The following is a 15,020-nucleotide window of genomic DNA, read 5'->3' as shown; positions in this document are numbered from 1 at the left end:
TCTTATGCCAGGTTACGTCCGGCATTTACAATGCCATATACCGTTCTGATGGCAAGCTTCTCATATGATTGTTTTTCTTCCTCTGTAATTTCGTTCTGTAGCTGTTCTAAAGCGTAATGCTGGATAAGCACCAAAGGCAGTACGATCTTCTCTCTAACGGCAATAGAGCGCTTTTCTACAGGATAATTCTCCATTAGTGTCTCATGACCCGCCAACTTTAAAAGCATCTCTTTAGAAAGCGTAAATTCATCAAAAAGAATCTTCCAGAAAGCACCGTATTCCTTGTCGTTTATAAAATGAGCCGTAACAGCAAAGTCAGACTTGCTCATAGACATCATACAGTTGTCTATGATGGTTTTAAAGTAGCCGGATTCCTGATAGGTTTTAACAACCTTATCCCAGTTTCCTGCTTTTTCCTGGCTTTTTAATGCCGTACCCATACCATAAAATCCTGGAATATTCTGTTTAAGCTGGCTCCATGCAGTAACAAAGCTTATCGCTCTCAGGTCTTCCAGTTTTAATGCGCCACCAGAATTTCTTTTTACCGGCCTGCTGCTGATGGTAATTTTAGACAACAAAGTAAGTGGCGAGAATTTCTCCAGGTAACTTAAAAACAATGGATGCTTACGCAGGGCTACAAATGATTCATAACTTTCCTGCGCCATTATATCCAAAAGATTTTTATGAACAGGATCTAATAAAATATTATGTCTCTCCTTAATACCCGCAGAAATACCTGCGTTTATTAATTGTTCAATGTTGAATTCGGCACTGTCTATAGACCCATACTGAGAACTGATTGTTTGTCCCTGAATGGTAAGCTGGATGTTTTTATTAGCAATCTCTTTACCCATAGAGGCATAGAAACGGTGCGTTTTACCTCCACCTCTTGAAGGCGGACCACCGCGACCGTCAAAAAATGCAAGTTGAATATTGTGTTTGTTTGCCGTTTCTGTTAAAGCAACCTTGGCGTTAAAAATGGACCAGTTTGCCATTAAATAACCACCATCTTTCGTGCTGTCAGAGAAGCCCAGCATAATGTCTTGTTTGTTCCCTCTTTTCTTTAAATGTTTTTTGTAAAACGGATGAGAATACAAGGTTTCCATAATTGTAGCCGCATCAGCAAGGTCATGAACTGTTTCAAATAGCGGAACAAAATCAATAGAAAGATCATCTTCTTCCCATCCATTCCATAAGAAAAGCTCTATGAGTTGCAAAATATCGCTCGCTTGCTGGCAATTACTGATAATGAATCGGTGGCAGGCAAGTTCTCCATTGCTTTGCTGTATTTGTTTCACTTCAGTAATGGTTTGAAGCGTATCCTGAACCAATGAATCGGCCTTATCGCTATGCGATACTCTGGCACTTTTAAAGGAAAGGGTCTTGATTTTTTCTTCTTCCGATAAGCTGTCGTAGTTCTCAGGGAACATAGAATTGATCGGTTTACTTTGTCGGCAATAGGCATGCACGTCTCTTAATACCCTGCTGTCCTGTCTGATATCAAGCGAGGCAAAGTGACTGCCATAAAGCTCAACCTTACGGATCAGGTCAGAAACGATATCGGCAAACAGGCCGTCGTGGCTATCTATCAGTGTGTTTTTAATTTTATTCAGGTGTTCGATCAGAAAGTCTGAAATGTTTTCCATTTCAATATTCGGATCAAATGCATTTTTGTATAATACATCGTGAACTATCGCGATAGGCTCATCCACACCTCTAAAGGTGATGCGTCTCTTTAGGTTTCTAAAATCGCGGTAATAGCATCTGAACAAGATCTGGCGAAGCATTTTTGATACCTGCACGGTAGATTCGGTATGTACATTAGGGTTACCGTCTCTATCGCCACCCGGCCAAAAACCTAATTCTATAATCTTTTTAGAGTCAAGGCTGTAATCGTTCAGGCTTTTGTCTATTTCCGATTGGATATTTGCTGCAGCAAAATAAAACACATTTTCGAGGTACCATGCTAAACTTAGCGCTTCATCAACCGGGGTTGGTGATTTTTTATTGAAAAATGGCGTTTTACCTAATTGCTGAAGCAAAAGGTGGATGCTGGTGATGTCGTTAATTTTAATGGCTGCGGTAAGGTCTGTGATGATAGACAATACGCTTCCGGGATAAAATTGAGTTGGGTGTGCGGTTAAAACAAGTCTTAAAGAGAATTCCTCAATCAGTTTTTCTATTTTCTGATTTAAAGAGCTGTCATCAATTCCTTTTTTTAGATAAGAAAGCAATGCATTATGCTCATCAGAAGCATTAAGTTTGTTAAAAGATGCATCTTCAACAGCATCAAATAACACCACCTGGCGCTCAATATATTGGATAAATCTGAACAGAAGATCAATCACGTCCTTAGCTCCGTTATTTTGCGTATACTTCTTGAAAAAAGCATTAATAATTTCTGCCGGAGTTTCATGGTTATTTACACCATCTTCACAGTATTTTATAAATAATGGCAACAGTGTGCCGGTATCTTTAATCTTGTAAAAAGGAAGGGTAAGGAAAAGGCTGTTATAGAGTTCAAATCTGGATACTACTTCGTTGTTAAATACTGATTCTCTCTGACCTTTTGCGCGTTGTTTCTGCATCATATTTAAAGGGTATTTTTTCGCGCTTAAGCTACCAAAAATGATTCAAAAAAAAGACCCCAAAGTGCTATTAATTTAATTTTGATTTTTTTGCAAAAAAAACTAACTTAGTACCATAGAGGTTAAACAAATCCTTTTAAACTTATGTGCTGATTTGAGGGCGGAAACGCAATAAATGAAGCAATTTAATTGTTAATTTTTTGGGGTAAAACAGCCGTTAAGAAAATCTTAACGGCTGTTTTGTTTAGTGTAAGTCTGCCGGAACTTCAACATTCTTTTTGAACTTTTGAAGATACAGCAGCGGAATTGAACATAAAAGGATCAGTCCCGCCACCCAATATGCATCACTATAAGTGAGCAGTAATGACTGTTTTGTAACCACACCTTCAACGGCCTTTGCGGCCAAAGCTTTTGCGTCTAAATAGTTATATCCCTTGGCCATAAAATTCTTTATAAAGCCATTAAAACGATCGGTAAATGCAGGGTTATATTCATTAATGTTTATGAGTAAATTGCTGCGGTGAAAACCCTGGCGAACATGTATCAAAGTAGTTAATGCAGCGATGCCAAATGAACCGCCAAGTTGTCTCATCATGTTGTTCAAACCAGAGCCTTGTCCAATCTCGGCACCTTTCAGATCCTGAATGGCCAAAGTGGTTAACGGTACAAACAATAATGCCATACCAACACCCCTTATCATTAAAGGAAGAAAGAAATCATTGGTGCCTGATTGCAGGGTAGATTTACTCAGCATAGAACAAAATACGAAGAAGAGGAACATCCCGATGGTTGCCATAAACTGAGCCGGAATGCCTTTTTTAAGGAAAATCCCAATAAATGGCATCATCACGATGGTACATAAACCACCAGGGAACAACAATTCGCCCGTTTGGAGAGGCGAGAAGCCCAGTAAATTCTGGCAAAATACAGGGAACACGAAAACGGACCCATAAAGCCCGAAGCCCAGGATAAACGAGGTAAACATACCCACTGAAAAGCTCCTGTGGCGCATAATCTTAAAGTTCACAATAGGGTGGTCGGTGCTCAGCTCCCTCCAAATGAACAGCAGTAAGCCAAGGACAGATGTAACTGCAAGTGCTGTGATGTAAGGGGTGGCAAACCAGTCTTCACTTTCGCCTTTTTCCAATACGGTCTGTAAACTTCCAACTGCAACGGCAAGTAATGCAATACCCCACCAATCTACAGGCATACCCTTTCCATCCTTAGGTGTCTCTCGAACAAACATATAGGTACAATAGGCAGCCAGGATGCCGACGGGAATATTTACATAAAAAATTAACGGCCATGAACTGATCTCTAACAAATAACCACCAATTGTTGGCCCTACAGTAGGCCCTACAACGGCGCCCAATCCAAACAAGGCTGTGGCAATACCAACATCTTCTCGTGGCCAGGTCTCAATTAATATGGCCTGAGCAGTTGAAATTAAGCCTCCTCCGGCTAGCCCCTGTAATATACGGAACAGGATCAGCTCTTCGAGGTTGGTTGCATTTCCGCAAAGAAATGATGCAACGGTAAAAAGTATAATAGAGAACAGGAAATAGTTTTTACGGCCAAAACGACTACCCAGCCATCCCGACATAGGCAATACGATTACGTTAGCTACAGCGTAGCCGGTAGATAGCCAGGCAACATCCTCTAGGGTGGCCCCCAGGTTACCTTGTATTTGGGGTATAGCAACGTTTACAATAGTGGTATCAATCAGCTCCAGTAAGGAAGCTGTGATCACTGTAAAGGTTATTATCCACTTTTTTAAACCTTTCTCGGCCATTTTTAGTCTTTTATAGAAACAGAAACCTTAACACTCATACCAGGGCGTAATTTTGCCATGATCTCTTTAGGTGCTTTAGTGATTTTTATTTTTACGGGCACACGTTGTACTACTTTTACAAAGTTACCTGTAGCATTGTCGGGAGGTAACAAAGAGCCTTTTGCACCGGTAATAGGCGCAAAATTGTAAACCTCTCCCTGTACATCGGCATCCGGATAAGCGTCAACCTCTACCTTAACTTTTAACCCGGGATTGATTTCTTCAAGCTGGGTTTCTTTAAAGTTAGCAGTAACATAAATACTGTTATCATTTACAACAGAAAACAAAGACTGACCGGCCTGTACCAGCTGCCCTTTTTGAACATTCTTTTTAGAAACAATTCCTGTTGCCGGTGCTTTAATGTCGGTATATGATAGCTGCAATTTAGCAAAATCAACTTCCGACTGATGCTGGCTAACTCCAGTATTGCTTACTGCTAACTGCGACTGAGTAGTACCAACCTGCTTAACTGCGGCAGTATATTGGTCGTTAGCGGCAGTAAATGCAGCTTGGGCCGATTCTTTTTGCGCCTTAGCCTGGTCAAATTGCTGCTGGGTAATAGAGCCATCTTTAATCAGGTTTGCATAACGATCGTAATCCTTTTGGGCTAATGATAATTTAACTCTTGCCTCTTCAATATTAGCCCTTGCAGTACTTGTATTTGCTGCAGTGGCCGCAATTTGTGATTCAGAAACACCCACGCCAGCACTGGCACCTTTTTGTCCGGCCATGGCCTGCTCAAGCTTTACTTTGTAATCGCTATCATCAAGCTTAACCAAGATATCGCCTTCTTTTACAGCGGTGTTTTCTTCAAATTTAATTTCCTTTACATAGCCTCCAACACGTGCAACTACCGGGCTAATGTCTCCATCAATCTGTGCGTCATCCGTATCAACGTGTTTGCTGTAGTAAATATACTCTTTGGTGCCAAATATGGCTCCAATTACAATTAATACCCCTAATATGATTGGTATAACTTTGTTTTTCTTTTTCTTTTCAGTTGTCATTGCTGTAATTTGTTATGGTAGTTATTGGGCGATTTTTCCTGTTGATTTTAATAGCGTATAGTAGGCCAGTCCGGCATCTGCTTTAGCTAATTCTAAATTGATTTTGGCTTGGTAAAGCAACGTTTCTGCATCAATGCGGTCGATGGCTGAGGCAACATTGTTTTTGTATTTCGAAGCCAGTAAGTTGTCGTTTTCAGTAGCCTGTGCAATAGAAGTTTCGAGCACTTTTATTTTATTTAAAGCCAGTTGATAATCCTGATAATTTTTGTTGATCTCCGTTTTCACCTGATCTGATAAAATATCTTTTTGGATACCTACATTTTTCTGTTGAATGCGAGCTTCGGTTACTTTGTTTTTATTGGTCCATAAGCTTCCGATATTCCATGAAATATTGGCTCCAAGCGTCATTGGTACAATGTACTGATTGGTTGGAGGGATAAATTTCCCGCTTGGGTTAATGTAGTACAAGTTTGCCCCAACACCAACTGTAGGTATTGTATTTGCCTGAATGGATTTGATGTTCATATCAGCAACCTTATTCTGCAAATCGGCCTGCTTTAGTTCCTGACGGTTGGATAAGGCCAAATCGATATATGATGTTAATGGCGAAACCGGTTTTAAAGCATTATCCGGATCAGCAATTTCTATCTCCGTGTTTTCATCCAGCCCTAATAAAATATCCAGGTTGTAGTTAATTACTTTCCTGTTGTTTTCGATCTCCATTTCGGTTAGCGAAACATTGGCTTGTTGTAATTGAAACCTTAAAACATCGTTTTTAGTTACTATTCCCTGCTCAAAAAAGCGCTGCGATTGCTTTAATTGTCCGGCAATAGATTCCAGATTCTGGGCGACTACTTTTTTGCTTTGCAATACTTTAAACAACGAATAGTAAGTGTTTATTACTGCGTAGCTAACTTCTTCTTTGTTTTTATCGGCATCTAAACGGGCAACATCGGTAAGCAATTTTGTTGATGCTTCTGCATACCTTAATTTACCCCCTCCGTATACTAATTGTTCCACCGCGGCAGTTCCTATAAATGCATCTGCTCTGTTGGGTAAATTAATTGGATCTGCACCACCAATGCTTAATTTATTAGTGGGGATCTCGGCATGGTTGTATAAAAAGGAAGCACTGGCTGTAGGCAGTGCGTTGTCTTTAACTGATGCGAGTTTAGAAACAGCTTCATCAATTTTACTTTGTGATAGTTTTAAATTCTTGCTGTTACTTATGCCTAACTCAATTGCTTCCTGTAGGCTTAGCTTTTTTATGTTTTGGGCATATAGCATTCCAGGGAGCAGAAAAGCCACAAGGCTTAATTTAATTGTGTTGCGTATCATTGTTGGGGTGTTAGATAAATAGTGATGAGATCCTTTAAATGGGTAATTAAACGATCTGTGATGATTTTTCGGTCTTCTTTGTTGTTGATGTCGAGCGTAGTTCCTGATGTTATTTTAGAAGGGGAGATGGCTACATAACTTATGGTTCCCATTACAGTAGCGATAAGCATTTTTACATCCACTTTTTTAAAGCTTCCATCTTCAATTCCATCTTCAATAATGTGCTGGATAACCAACAGATTTTCGGCCATTGCATTTTTGATGGTGATGAACATTTCTGGTCTTTGAGATAAAGACAACTCTCTATGCATCATTTTATGAAAAGTGTGATTGCAAAGTATGCGTGTGGCATAGCCATCAACTACTTTTAACAGTTTTTCCATTCCCGATAGGCGGTCTTTGCTAATGCTATTCAGTTCCTCTTTGAATCCCTGTATCCGGTTATTCATCATTTCAACGAATACGCCTTCTTTTGACCCAAAATAATAGTTAATCATAGCCATATTTGCGCCTGCCTCTTTCGCAATCTGACGGGTTGAGGCACCTTCATATCCTAATTCAGCAAACAGCTTTGAAGCTGCCTCCAGAATACTCGATCTCTTATCTGCTTTTTCCATGTAATCAAATTGTGAGGCAAAATTAATCAATCGATTGATTAATTTATATCTAATTTTATATAGAAAATGTTTGTTGACTTTGGGTTGACAAAAGTCAGCACATGTCGTTGTATCCTCCACTCTTTCCGTCATCTCGAACGCATGTGAGAGATCTCTTGGTTATGCAGGTTCAAGAGATCTCTCACATGCGTTCGAGATGACGAATTGTGCGATACAAAATATAAAAGCCTGCTCAAATATGAGCAGGCTCTCTAAAAACATTCTTACCGTAACTTTAGTTGTTGTGCTGATCAAGCCATTTTTTCTCTACAACATAAGATACAATTAGCCCCAGGCCTCCAAAAATGAAGATTGATCCAAAATATACTGCTACAGCCTCTTCATCATCTATACCTGCTTGCAGCACGCAAAATAGTGCAGTTAGTATACCCAATCCTAAACCAACCATCAGTAATCCAAATTTTAAACTCAAAAAAGGAGTAGGGGCGCTTTGCCTTGATCGGGCAATTCCCGGATCTATTCCGCGCTCTATCATTGCCATTTTTTCTTTGTTAGACATGTATCTTATGCCAAAAACCATTGCTGTTGTGCAAACAAAAAGCGATATAAATACTAATTCTGGTCCCATGTTATTCTATTTTATATTTTAAATATTCTGTTGTTTTGAATCTGTGTTCTGTGTGCTATGACTACATCAAAATATTTCAGGTTACACAGATTTTAAAAAAATGTTTGTCGCTGTTATTTTATCTTTATTTAAATTTTGAGATACATTGGATGAGCTTATAAAAAAAATAAACAGCATTTATCCGCTAAAGCCCCATAGTCTTAAGCTTTTGCTTGGTGAAATGCATAAGATAGCGCTGCCAAAAAATAAGGTTTTAGTTGAAGCGGGACATATAGGCCGCTCGGCTTACTTTATCCAGAAAGGCATTGCGCGTGCTTATTGCGAAGGAAGGGATAACCAGATCACCTTTTGGTTTGGCCTTGAAGGCGATTTTGTGTTTTCCTATAACAGCTATATAAATGGACAGCCGGGCTACGAGAGCATAGAATTGTTAGAGAACAGTACTCTTTATGAAATTAAAGATGAAGCCTTACAACGCTTATTTTTGGAAAATATAGACCTTGCAAACTGGGGCAGAAAGCTGGCAGAGCTTGAGCTGATTAAGCTCGAAGAACGCTATATTTCCAGATTATTTAAATCGGCGTCAGAATGTTATGCTGAGTTGCTAAAAAACTCACCTAATTTGATCCAAAGAATCCAACTGGGATATATTGCTTCTTACCTTGGCGTTACCCAGGTTACGCTTAGCCGAATCCGTGCAGAAATAAAATAGCAAACTCATTTTTTAACATTTGTAAAAAAATGGCCTGTTAATTCGGCCTAATTTTGCAGAAAAAAAAATTATGAGCTGGATTATTTTAATAATTGCCGGATTGTTTGAGGTTGGATTTACCACCTGTTTAAAGCTATCCAATAACTTTACCAACTTTAAATGGAGTTTGGCTTTTGCTGTTTGTATTTCGTTAAGTTTTTACTTCCTAAATAAAGCCACTCAAACTTTACCAATGGGAACGGCATACGCAGTGTGGACAGGTATAGGAGCGGTAGGAACTGTAATAGTTGGAATATTGTATTTTCAGGAACCTGCCAATTTCTGGCGCATCTTTTTTATCGCAACGCTAATTGGGTCTATTCTGGGGTTAAAATTCTTTGCTGGAAGCCATTAGGTTTTGGGCTTAAGTGTGGTGCAGCAACCTTCGTCATCTCCTTTGATTAACCAAAGGAGATCACGGCCAATGTAAGCCATTAGTTTTTATCAATTGTTGTAACCTGCAGGCCTACCTCGGCGTCATAGCTGTATATGCAGCAACAGCAAACAGATCAAGACCTAATTGCAGAAGTCCTGATGGGTAATACCTCCGCTTATTCGGAATTGGTAAAACGCCATCAGCGCTTTGTATTTACGCTTGCTATACGTTTTGCTAAAAACAGGGAAGATGCAGAAGAAATTGCTCAGGATTGCTTTGTAAAGGCATACAAAGCCTTAGGTACCTTTAAGCAAACGTCTAAATTTTCTACATGGTTGTATACCATTACTTATACTACGGCTATGTCTTTTTTACGGAAAAAGCGAATTGATACACAATCAATACACGGAAATGAAAATGAACTGGAGCTGGAAGGACATAAATCTGATTTGAGTGATAACCTGGCCGAAAGGAAATCTACAAACAAATATCTTGATGAGGCAATTTCTACGCTTTCTAACGATGATATCGCGATAGTTACGTTGTTTTATAAGGGCGAACAAAGTTTAGAAGAAATTGCGGCGGCGCTAAATATGCCGGCAAATACAGTTAAAGTCAGGCTGCACAGAGCAAGGGCGCGACTAAAAGAGCGGTTAGAATTTTTATTAAAAGACGAGGTAAAGGAATTGTTATGGAATTAAAAGACGAAGAATTAACCAGGTTACTGAAAGGCATGGAGATGGAAGAGCCATCAATGTCTTTTACTCGTAACGTGATGGAGCAGATAAAGCTTGAAAAGCAACCTGTAGCTCTAAAGACACGGGTAGATAATCGAATTATTTATGGTATAGCTGCTATTTTTGGAGCGTTCATTGCGGGGGTTTTTATATATGCAATAGCCAATAGCACTGTTACATACGAACTGCCTAAAGTTAAAATTGACCTAACCGGGGCGGTTGACAAAACCTTGACTCCCGGTTTTTTAACTGCTTTCCTGTTTATAGATGTAGTTATTGCATTGATCTATTTCGATAGTATCCTGAGAAGAAAAAAAGGCAAGAGCCTTCAATAAAACTACTTTATTTCTATAGGGAGTTCCACAAAGGTCTTATCCCAGGCAATAATTAAATTAGCGCCCTTTTCCTGTGATGTAAAAGTAATACACAGTGACTCAACCGTGCTGGTTAGCGTTTTTACCGGAACATCAACTCTTACCAAATCTTTTTCCTGATTATAAGTAAAAGCGCCCCATTTATCAGTCTGTTTATTGATGATAAGTGTCCAGTTGTCTTTATTTGGGATGGCAAATAAGCTATAAGAACCAGCTTTTATCTTCTTGCCGGCAATAACTACGGTCTTATAGAATTTAATTTCTGTCGATTCATTTGCACCTACACGCCATACTTTGCCAAATTGCTCAAGTACACCAAAAATTTCCCGACCTTTTTTTGAAGGGCGAGAATAGACGACTTTGATTAATGGTTTAGAATCGTCCTTCGCCTTTGCAACACTTAAAGGGAAATAAGCAATATCAGCAGGGCTCGAATCAATAGCCGGGAATTTTACATCCTGCGCCATTGTGTTGCCGGCAAATATTGCAAACAGAGCAAAAAGCATTATTTTCTTCATAGGGAGAAGGTGTAGTAAAGAAAAATGTAGTTTAATATTCGCGGCCTTTAACGATTCCGTTTAAGAAAATGGCACCAAAAATAAAACCGACGATACCGCCAAGAATTGCATACCCAAAACTTCCGGAAATGATAAAGGCTGTTAAAATTCCAAAAAACATACCTAAAATGTAGTAAACCCAGTCAAAACTGTTGTTGTTTTCTTGTTCAGTCATTGTTAAAATACTTAGGCCGCAAAGATATTGATTTATTTTATCTGTGTATAATTTATCTCTAATTGTTGGGCAAAAGGCACCTTTTCTCCTAAGCAGATCCCAATCTGATACGAAGCAGATGTAAATACCCTTTATGTGCGGGAGTTTGTATCGCTTTACAGAAAGGGACTTATTTTTCATGGCTATTTACAGTAATTATTCTGATCAGGAGCTCTCAGGCTTATTGAAGTCTGGAGACCAAGTTGTGTTTACTGCTATTTATAACCGGTATTGGAAAAAAATGCAGGGGTTGCCTGGAGCCATACCAAAGATACAGAGATATAGGAGTAAAAATCTTACGATTCGTTCTGAGCATAAACTTCCGCATACGGAGCTATATTACCGCATTAAATTTCGAATCCAGATTAATTTTATCTCAATAATTGGGATGCGGAGGATAAATATTGCTGTTATAATATAAAGATCTTTCCGTCCTCTTACGGAATGTTAGTTAATAAGTGGACAGGGGTCAGGTTCCCTTGTCTATTCCGTTTTTGATGGAAAATAATTTAGGTAGTATGTTGTAGTTCGCCAGGAAGGGAACATGGCGCTAAAGAATACAACTAAGTATTTCTCCAGCTGATTACATCATATTTAGTACGTTTCTGATCTTCATCACCACCATAAATTAAGTGCTTTTTGATAAATAATCCAGTCGTTAATTCTTCAAAATAATCTAACTCTTTAAATAAAGAGGCAGAAATGGTGTGAGTTGCCTTGATTTCAAAAATGTCAAAGCCATTGTGTGTTTTTATTAATAAATCTACTTCCCTACCATTACTTGCCTGCCAGAAGTTATAATCCTGATGGAGATATTGATGATTGTTTTTCTTCTGATATTCGGCAATGATCATATTTTCGAAAAGGTTGCCCTTGAGTCTGTTTTGTTCAAAATCTTCTGGTGTTCTGATGCCTAGCAGGTAATTAAGTAAACCTGTATCATAAAAATAAAGCTTAGGACTTTTTACCAGACGTTTATTGAAATTTTGATGATAAGGCTGTAGCTGAAATGTAATATAACTGCTTTCGAGAATAGAAAGCCATGCTTTTGCGGTAGGTTGCGAAATGTCACATTCGTTAGCCAGCGCGCTAATATTTAACAGTTGCCCAGCACGAGCCGCGCATAAACCAATAAATGTACGGAAAAGGTTTAAATCGCGGATATTTAACAACTCGGTTACGTCTTTTTCTATATAGGTTTGGATGTAATTGGCGTAAAATACTACAGGATCGATTTCTCGGGTGTAAATAGCGGGATAAAATCCTTTAACCGCTGTTTGAGAATAGGAATTTTTCTGGATACCAGCGTTTTTTAATTCAGAAAAATCGAATGGTAAAAGTTTAAATAGAGCTACCCGTCCGGCTAGCGTTTGTGTGATACTGTTTAACAGGTGAAAATTTTGAGAGCCTGATAGGATAAATTGACCCATTTGTCCACTGTCGTCTACGATACCTTGTATATAAGAAAAAAGTTGGGGTACGCGTTGCACCTCGTCAAAAATAACATGCTGGTTATATAGGTTTAAAAATCCAATAGGATCATCTGTTGCGAAGGCGCGTATATCTGGATTTTCTAATGATATATAGCGATATTCAGGAAATAATTCTTTTAATAATGTAGTTTTCCCTGACTGCCTGGGACCAGTTAAAGCGATGATTGGGAATTTATTTTTTTGCAGATGTATATGTCTGGAAATCTGTCGTGTAATGAATTTTTCCATTATCAAATATACGGTAATTTTGAATTTACATGTATTTTATTTTGAATTTGCATGAGATTTATTTTGAATTTGCATGGCTTCTGTTTTGAGCCTAAATAGATGCTCTATAGAATTATTCACAAGGCAACATATTCTGTTGCCTTTTTTGTAATCAACTTTTTCAAGGCTTATTGATGATTGCCACAGTAAGCCGACTTACACAATTCATTTTGCCTTTGTCGCTATAAATCTTGATTTCCCATACATGGGTTTTTGCACCAATATGCAGGGCCTTGCAAATCCCGGTTACAAGGCCGCTTTTTACCGGGCGCAAATGATTTGCATTGATCTCTAAACCTACAGCCACATACTTTTCCGGATCAATACACATATAGGAAGCAACACTGCCAAGGGTTTCGGCCAGCACGACAGAAGCCCCGCCATGTAAAATTCCGGCAGGCTGGTGTGTGCGCTCATCAACCGGCATGGTTGCTGTTAAAAAATCTTCGCCCACTTCGGTGAACTGTATATCTAAAAAGCCTCCCATGTGATTTTTGGGCTGGTTATTTAGCTTTGCCGGTGAAAATTCTGTAAACCAGATCATAAGTACCTTTCTTTAATAATACCAACATGATGCATAATATGGCCTGCCATTACAAAAAGGATTGCTCTTACCGTGATTTGTCTTTCAGAAGCCGTTCCGCTTCTGTTAAGCTCTCTTTCTGTAAACGACTTAATTAAATAAAGATTCGACTTACGTAAATGCGCAAATTCTTCAGAAAGGCTCAATAGACTTCTATCTGAAAAATGAGCGTTTGCTACATAATCATCTTCTTCAAAGCCGGGAAGTGCATGTTGTTCTCCGCGGGCAAAGCACATTAGCCGGTATACAAATACACGCTCAGTATCAATGATATGGCCGATCAATTCTTTGATGGTCCATTTTCCGGGGGCATAGGCGTAATCTGCCTTTTCTATCAACGAGTTTATAAAATCTGGAAATTCGATGGCTTGTTTTTCCAGTAATTCAATTACATCTTCGCCTACAAGCTTAATGTATGTTTCAGCCCAGGCGGGGTACTCATGTGTTTGAGGTCGGTTCATAAGTTATACTGCTTTTTAAAACGATACGAAATGTTGTGCCTTTACCTAATTCAGATTCTTTAACGAATATTTGTCCGCTATGATAGTTCTCGATAATGCGCTTGGTTAGAGATAGCCCTAAGCCCCATCCCCGTTTTCGGGTTGTATAGCCGGGTTGGAAAACGGCATCAAATTTAGATCTTGCAATTCCTTTTCCGGTATCGGTTACATCAATAAAGACCTCTTCTTTGGTCAGATTTTCTATGATATTTATGGTAATTGTGCCTTCGTTTTCGATGGCGTTGGCTGCATTTTTAAGCAAATTTTCTATTACCCAATCAAATAATGGAACGTTCAATAATGCACGCACCTGCTCATCGCCGTTAATGGTAAAGATGATCTTGTCTGATGTGCGCAATTTAAAGTACTCTACAAAATTATAGATAACGGTGTATACCACGTGGTCTTCTACTATTGGTTTGGAGCCTATTTTTGAAAAACGGTCGGTAATTACTTCAAGGCGTTTAATGTCGTTTTCCATTTCGGCAATGAGCGGATCGTCTTCTGCATCGAATCTCGATTTTATCAGTTCAACCCAGGCCATGAGCGACGATATGGGGGTGCCCAGCTGATGTGCTGTTTCCTTAGCCATACCCACCCATACCTGATCCTGCTCTGCCTTACGAGCAGAACTGAAAGCTACATATGCTGTAAGCAGGAATAGGGCAATTACCCCCAATTGTATATAAGGGAAGTAACGAAGCTGTGTTAGGGTAGGCGAATCTTTATAGAAAATCCACCATCGGGTGCCATCCAACCCTGTAATTGGAGTAGGAGGATGCTGTTTTTTCATGGTTCTTAATTCACGTGCGAAATAGGCAGGATCGTAAGTAACGTTTGTCTTTTTTTCGAGATCGTAGTTTGTTTTAGTCGAATCCAGCCCCTGAAAACTAAGGATTTCCATCTTTGTAGAATCCGTCATGATAACCGGAAGCTTGGTATTGGTTCTGATGAGTTCTATCAAACTGGTATAGCGGTCATCATCGTACATAACCAGTGACTGCTCTGTTACTTTTACATAGAGTTGAAGCTGTAATTGCTCCTCCCGCTCCATTTTTTTAACAAAGAAGTCGCTGTAGAAAACAGATGCTGCTCCAATAATAATGGCAAAGAACAGCAAAAAGAACTTCCATCGTCGTTTTTTCTCGTAAGGATTCAT

16 protein-coding genes are annotated in these 15,020 nt (G+C 39.1%); 4 read left to right on the top strand and 12 right to left on the bottom strand.

Going from position 1 to position 15,020, the window contains the following annotated elements:
• Nucleotides 1–2 precede the first annotated feature (2 nt).
• From HQN86_RS18175 to HQN86_RS18150, 6 genes are all read right to left on the bottom strand, one after another.
• Nucleotides 3–2,591, bottom strand: a complete 2,589-nt coding sequence (locus HQN86_RS18175; RefSeq protein WP_172662314.1) for a phosphoenolpyruvate carboxylase — start codon at nucleotides 2,589–2,591, stop codon at nucleotides 3–5.
• Nucleotides 2,592–2,832: 241 nt separating this feature from the next.
• Nucleotides 2,833–4,380 (bottom strand): DHA2 family efflux MFS transporter permease subunit, encoded by a 1,548-nt coding sequence (locus HQN86_RS18170; protein WP_172662313.1) that lies wholly within the window; start codon nucleotides 4,378–4,380, stop codon nucleotides 2,833–2,835.
• A 2-nt stretch (nucleotides 4,381–4,382) separates the two neighbouring features.
• Complete coding sequence (locus HQN86_RS18165; RefSeq protein ID WP_172662312.1) at nucleotides 4,383–5,426, bottom strand: HlyD family secretion protein; 1,044 nt, start codon at nucleotides 5,424–5,426, stop codon at nucleotides 4,383–4,385.
• A 21-nt stretch (nucleotides 5,427–5,447) separates the two neighbouring features.
• Nucleotides 5,448–6,764, bottom strand: a complete 1,317-nt coding sequence (locus HQN86_RS18160) for a TolC family protein (RefSeq protein ID WP_172662311.1) — start codon at nucleotides 6,762–6,764, stop codon at nucleotides 5,448–5,450.
• Nucleotides 6,761–7,381 carry a TetR/AcrR family transcriptional regulator gene (locus tag HQN86_RS18155; protein WP_172662310.1) on the bottom strand — a complete coding sequence of 207 codons (621 nt, stop codon included), beginning with the start codon at nucleotides 7,379–7,381 and terminating at the stop codon, nucleotides 6,761–6,763. The genes HQN86_RS18160 and HQN86_RS18155 overlap by 4 nt, the downstream gene beginning before the upstream one ends.
• A 274-nt stretch (nucleotides 7,382–7,655) precedes the next feature.
• Nucleotides 7,656–8,009: a DUF6249 domain-containing protein gene (locus HQN86_RS18150; RefSeq protein ID WP_172662309.1), complete on the bottom strand. Its 354-nt coding sequence runs from the start codon at nucleotides 8,007–8,009 to the stop codon at nucleotides 7,656–7,658.
• 220 nt (nucleotides 8,010–8,229) lie between these two features.
• Here HQN86_RS18150 and HQN86_RS18145 point away from each other — a divergent pair, with 220 nt between their 5' ends.
• From HQN86_RS18145 to HQN86_RS18130, 4 genes are all read left to right on the top strand, one after another.
• Nucleotides 8,230–8,721: a Crp/Fnr family transcriptional regulator gene (locus HQN86_RS18145; RefSeq protein ID WP_172662308.1), complete on the top strand. Its 492-nt coding sequence runs from the start codon at nucleotides 8,230–8,232 to the stop codon at nucleotides 8,719–8,721.
• A gap of 70 nt (nucleotides 8,722–8,791) precedes the next feature.
• Nucleotides 8,792–9,115: a DMT family transporter gene (locus HQN86_RS18140; RefSeq protein WP_172662307.1), complete on the top strand. Its 324-nt coding sequence runs from the start codon at nucleotides 8,792–8,794 to the stop codon at nucleotides 9,113–9,115.
• Between the two features lie 134 nt (nucleotides 9,116–9,249).
• A complete protein-coding gene (locus tag HQN86_RS18135) occupies nucleotides 9,250–9,837 on the top strand; it encodes an RNA polymerase sigma factor (protein ID WP_172662306.1) in 588 nt (195 codons plus the stop codon).
• On the top strand, nucleotides 9,828–10,208 hold the full coding sequence (locus tag HQN86_RS18130) for a hypothetical protein (protein ID WP_172662305.1): 381 nt from the start codon (nucleotides 9,828–9,830) through the stop codon (nucleotides 10,206–10,208). The genes HQN86_RS18135 and HQN86_RS18130 overlap by 10 nt, the downstream gene beginning before the upstream one ends.
• A gap of 2 nt (nucleotides 10,209–10,210) precedes the next feature.
• On the opposite strand, the gene HQN86_RS18125 is transcribed toward HQN86_RS18130, so the two are convergent.
• From HQN86_RS18125 to HQN86_RS18100, 6 genes are all read right to left on the bottom strand, one after another.
• A complete protein-coding gene (locus HQN86_RS18125; RefSeq protein ID WP_172662304.1) occupies nucleotides 10,211–10,765 on the bottom strand; it encodes a DUF2911 domain-containing protein in 555 nt (184 codons plus the stop codon).
• 31 nt (nucleotides 10,766–10,796) lie between these two features.
• Entirely contained in the window at nucleotides 10,797–11,159 is a 363-nt protein-coding gene (locus HQN86_RS26905) for a hypothetical protein (RefSeq protein WP_246269685.1), read from the bottom strand.
• A 422-nt stretch (nucleotides 11,160–11,581) separates the two neighbouring features.
• A complete protein-coding gene (locus HQN86_RS18115; protein ID WP_172662303.1) occupies nucleotides 11,582–12,739 on the bottom strand; it encodes an ATP-binding protein in 1,158 nt (385 codons plus the stop codon).
• 160 nt (nucleotides 12,740–12,899) lie between these two features.
• Nucleotides 12,900–13,322 (bottom strand): hotdog fold thioesterase, encoded by a 423-nt coding sequence (locus HQN86_RS18110; protein WP_172662302.1) that lies wholly within the window; start codon nucleotides 13,320–13,322, stop codon nucleotides 12,900–12,902.
• A complete protein-coding gene (locus HQN86_RS18105; protein ID WP_172662301.1) occupies nucleotides 13,319–13,822 on the bottom strand; it encodes a DinB family protein in 504 nt (167 codons plus the stop codon). The genes HQN86_RS18110 and HQN86_RS18105 overlap by 4 nt, the downstream gene beginning before the upstream one ends.
• The gene (locus HQN86_RS18100; RefSeq protein ID WP_172662300.1) at nucleotides 13,800–15,020 is read right to left on the bottom strand and encodes a sensor histidine kinase; all 1,221 of its coding nucleotides are present in this window, start codon (nucleotides 15,018–15,020) and stop codon (nucleotides 13,800–13,802) included. The genes HQN86_RS18105 and HQN86_RS18100 overlap by 23 nt, the downstream gene beginning before the upstream one ends.

Origin of the sequence: Pedobacter panaciterrae (assembly GCF_013204795.1) — a bacterium.
GTDB lineage: Bacteria > Bacteroidota > Bacteroidia > Sphingobacteriales > Sphingobacteriaceae > Pedobacter > Pedobacter panaciterrae.
This window is presented reverse-complemented; position numbering and strand designations above follow the sequence as displayed.

Coding starts and splice junctions, on each gene's coding strand:
- HQN86_RS18110 (WP_172662302.1), bottom strand. CDS start 13,322: ATGATCTGGTTTACAGAATTTTCACCGGCAAAGCTAAATAACCAGCCC.
- HQN86_RS18105 (WP_172662301.1), bottom strand. CDS start 13,822: ATGAACCGACCTCAAACACATGAGTACCCCGCCTGGGCTGAAACATAC.
- HQN86_RS18145 (WP_172662308.1), top strand. CDS start 8,230: ATGCATAAGATAGCGCTGCCAAAAAATAAGGTTTTAGTTGAAGCGGGA.
- HQN86_RS18150 (WP_172662309.1), bottom strand. CDS start 8,009: ATGGGACCAGAATTAGTATTTATATCGCTTTTTGTTTGCACAACAGCA.
- HQN86_RS18130 (WP_172662305.1), top strand. CDS start 9,828: ATGGAATTAAAAGACGAAGAATTAACCAGGTTACTGAAAGGCATGGAG.
- HQN86_RS26905 (WP_246269685.1), bottom strand. CDS start 11,159: ATGAAAAATAAGTCCCTTTCTGTAAAGCGATACAAACTCCCGCACATA.
- HQN86_RS18140 (WP_172662307.1), top strand. CDS start 8,792: ATGAGCTGGATTATTTTAATAATTGCCGGATTGTTTGAGGTTGGATTT.
- HQN86_RS18100 (WP_172662300.1), bottom strand. CDS start 15,020: ATGAATCCTTACGAGAAAAAACGACGATGGAAGTTCTTTTTGCTGTTC.
- HQN86_RS18165 (WP_172662312.1), bottom strand. CDS start 5,426: ATGACAACTGAAAAGAAAAAGAAAAACAAAGTTATACCAATCATATTA.
- HQN86_RS18175 (WP_172662314.1), bottom strand. CDS start 2,591: ATGATGCAGAAACAACGCGCAAAAGGTCAGAGAGAATCAGTATTTAAC.
- HQN86_RS18135 (WP_172662306.1), top strand. CDS start 9,250: ATGCAGCAACAGCAAACAGATCAAGACCTAATTGCAGAAGTCCTGATG.
- HQN86_RS18170 (WP_172662313.1), bottom strand. CDS start 4,380: ATGGCCGAGAAAGGTTTAAAAAAGTGGATAATAACCTTTACAGTGATC.
- HQN86_RS18125 (WP_172662304.1), bottom strand. CDS start 10,765: ATGAAGAAAATAATGCTTTTTGCTCTGTTTGCAATATTTGCCGGCAAC.
- HQN86_RS18115 (WP_172662303.1), bottom strand. CDS start 12,739: ATGGAAAAATTCATTACACGACAGATTTCCAGACATATACATCTGCAA.
- HQN86_RS18160 (WP_172662311.1), bottom strand. CDS start 6,764: ATGATACGCAACACAATTAAATTAAGCCTTGTGGCTTTTCTGCTCCCT.
- HQN86_RS18155 (WP_172662310.1), bottom strand. CDS start 7,381: ATGGAAAAAGCAGATAAGAGATCGAGTATTCTGGAGGCAGCTTCAAAG.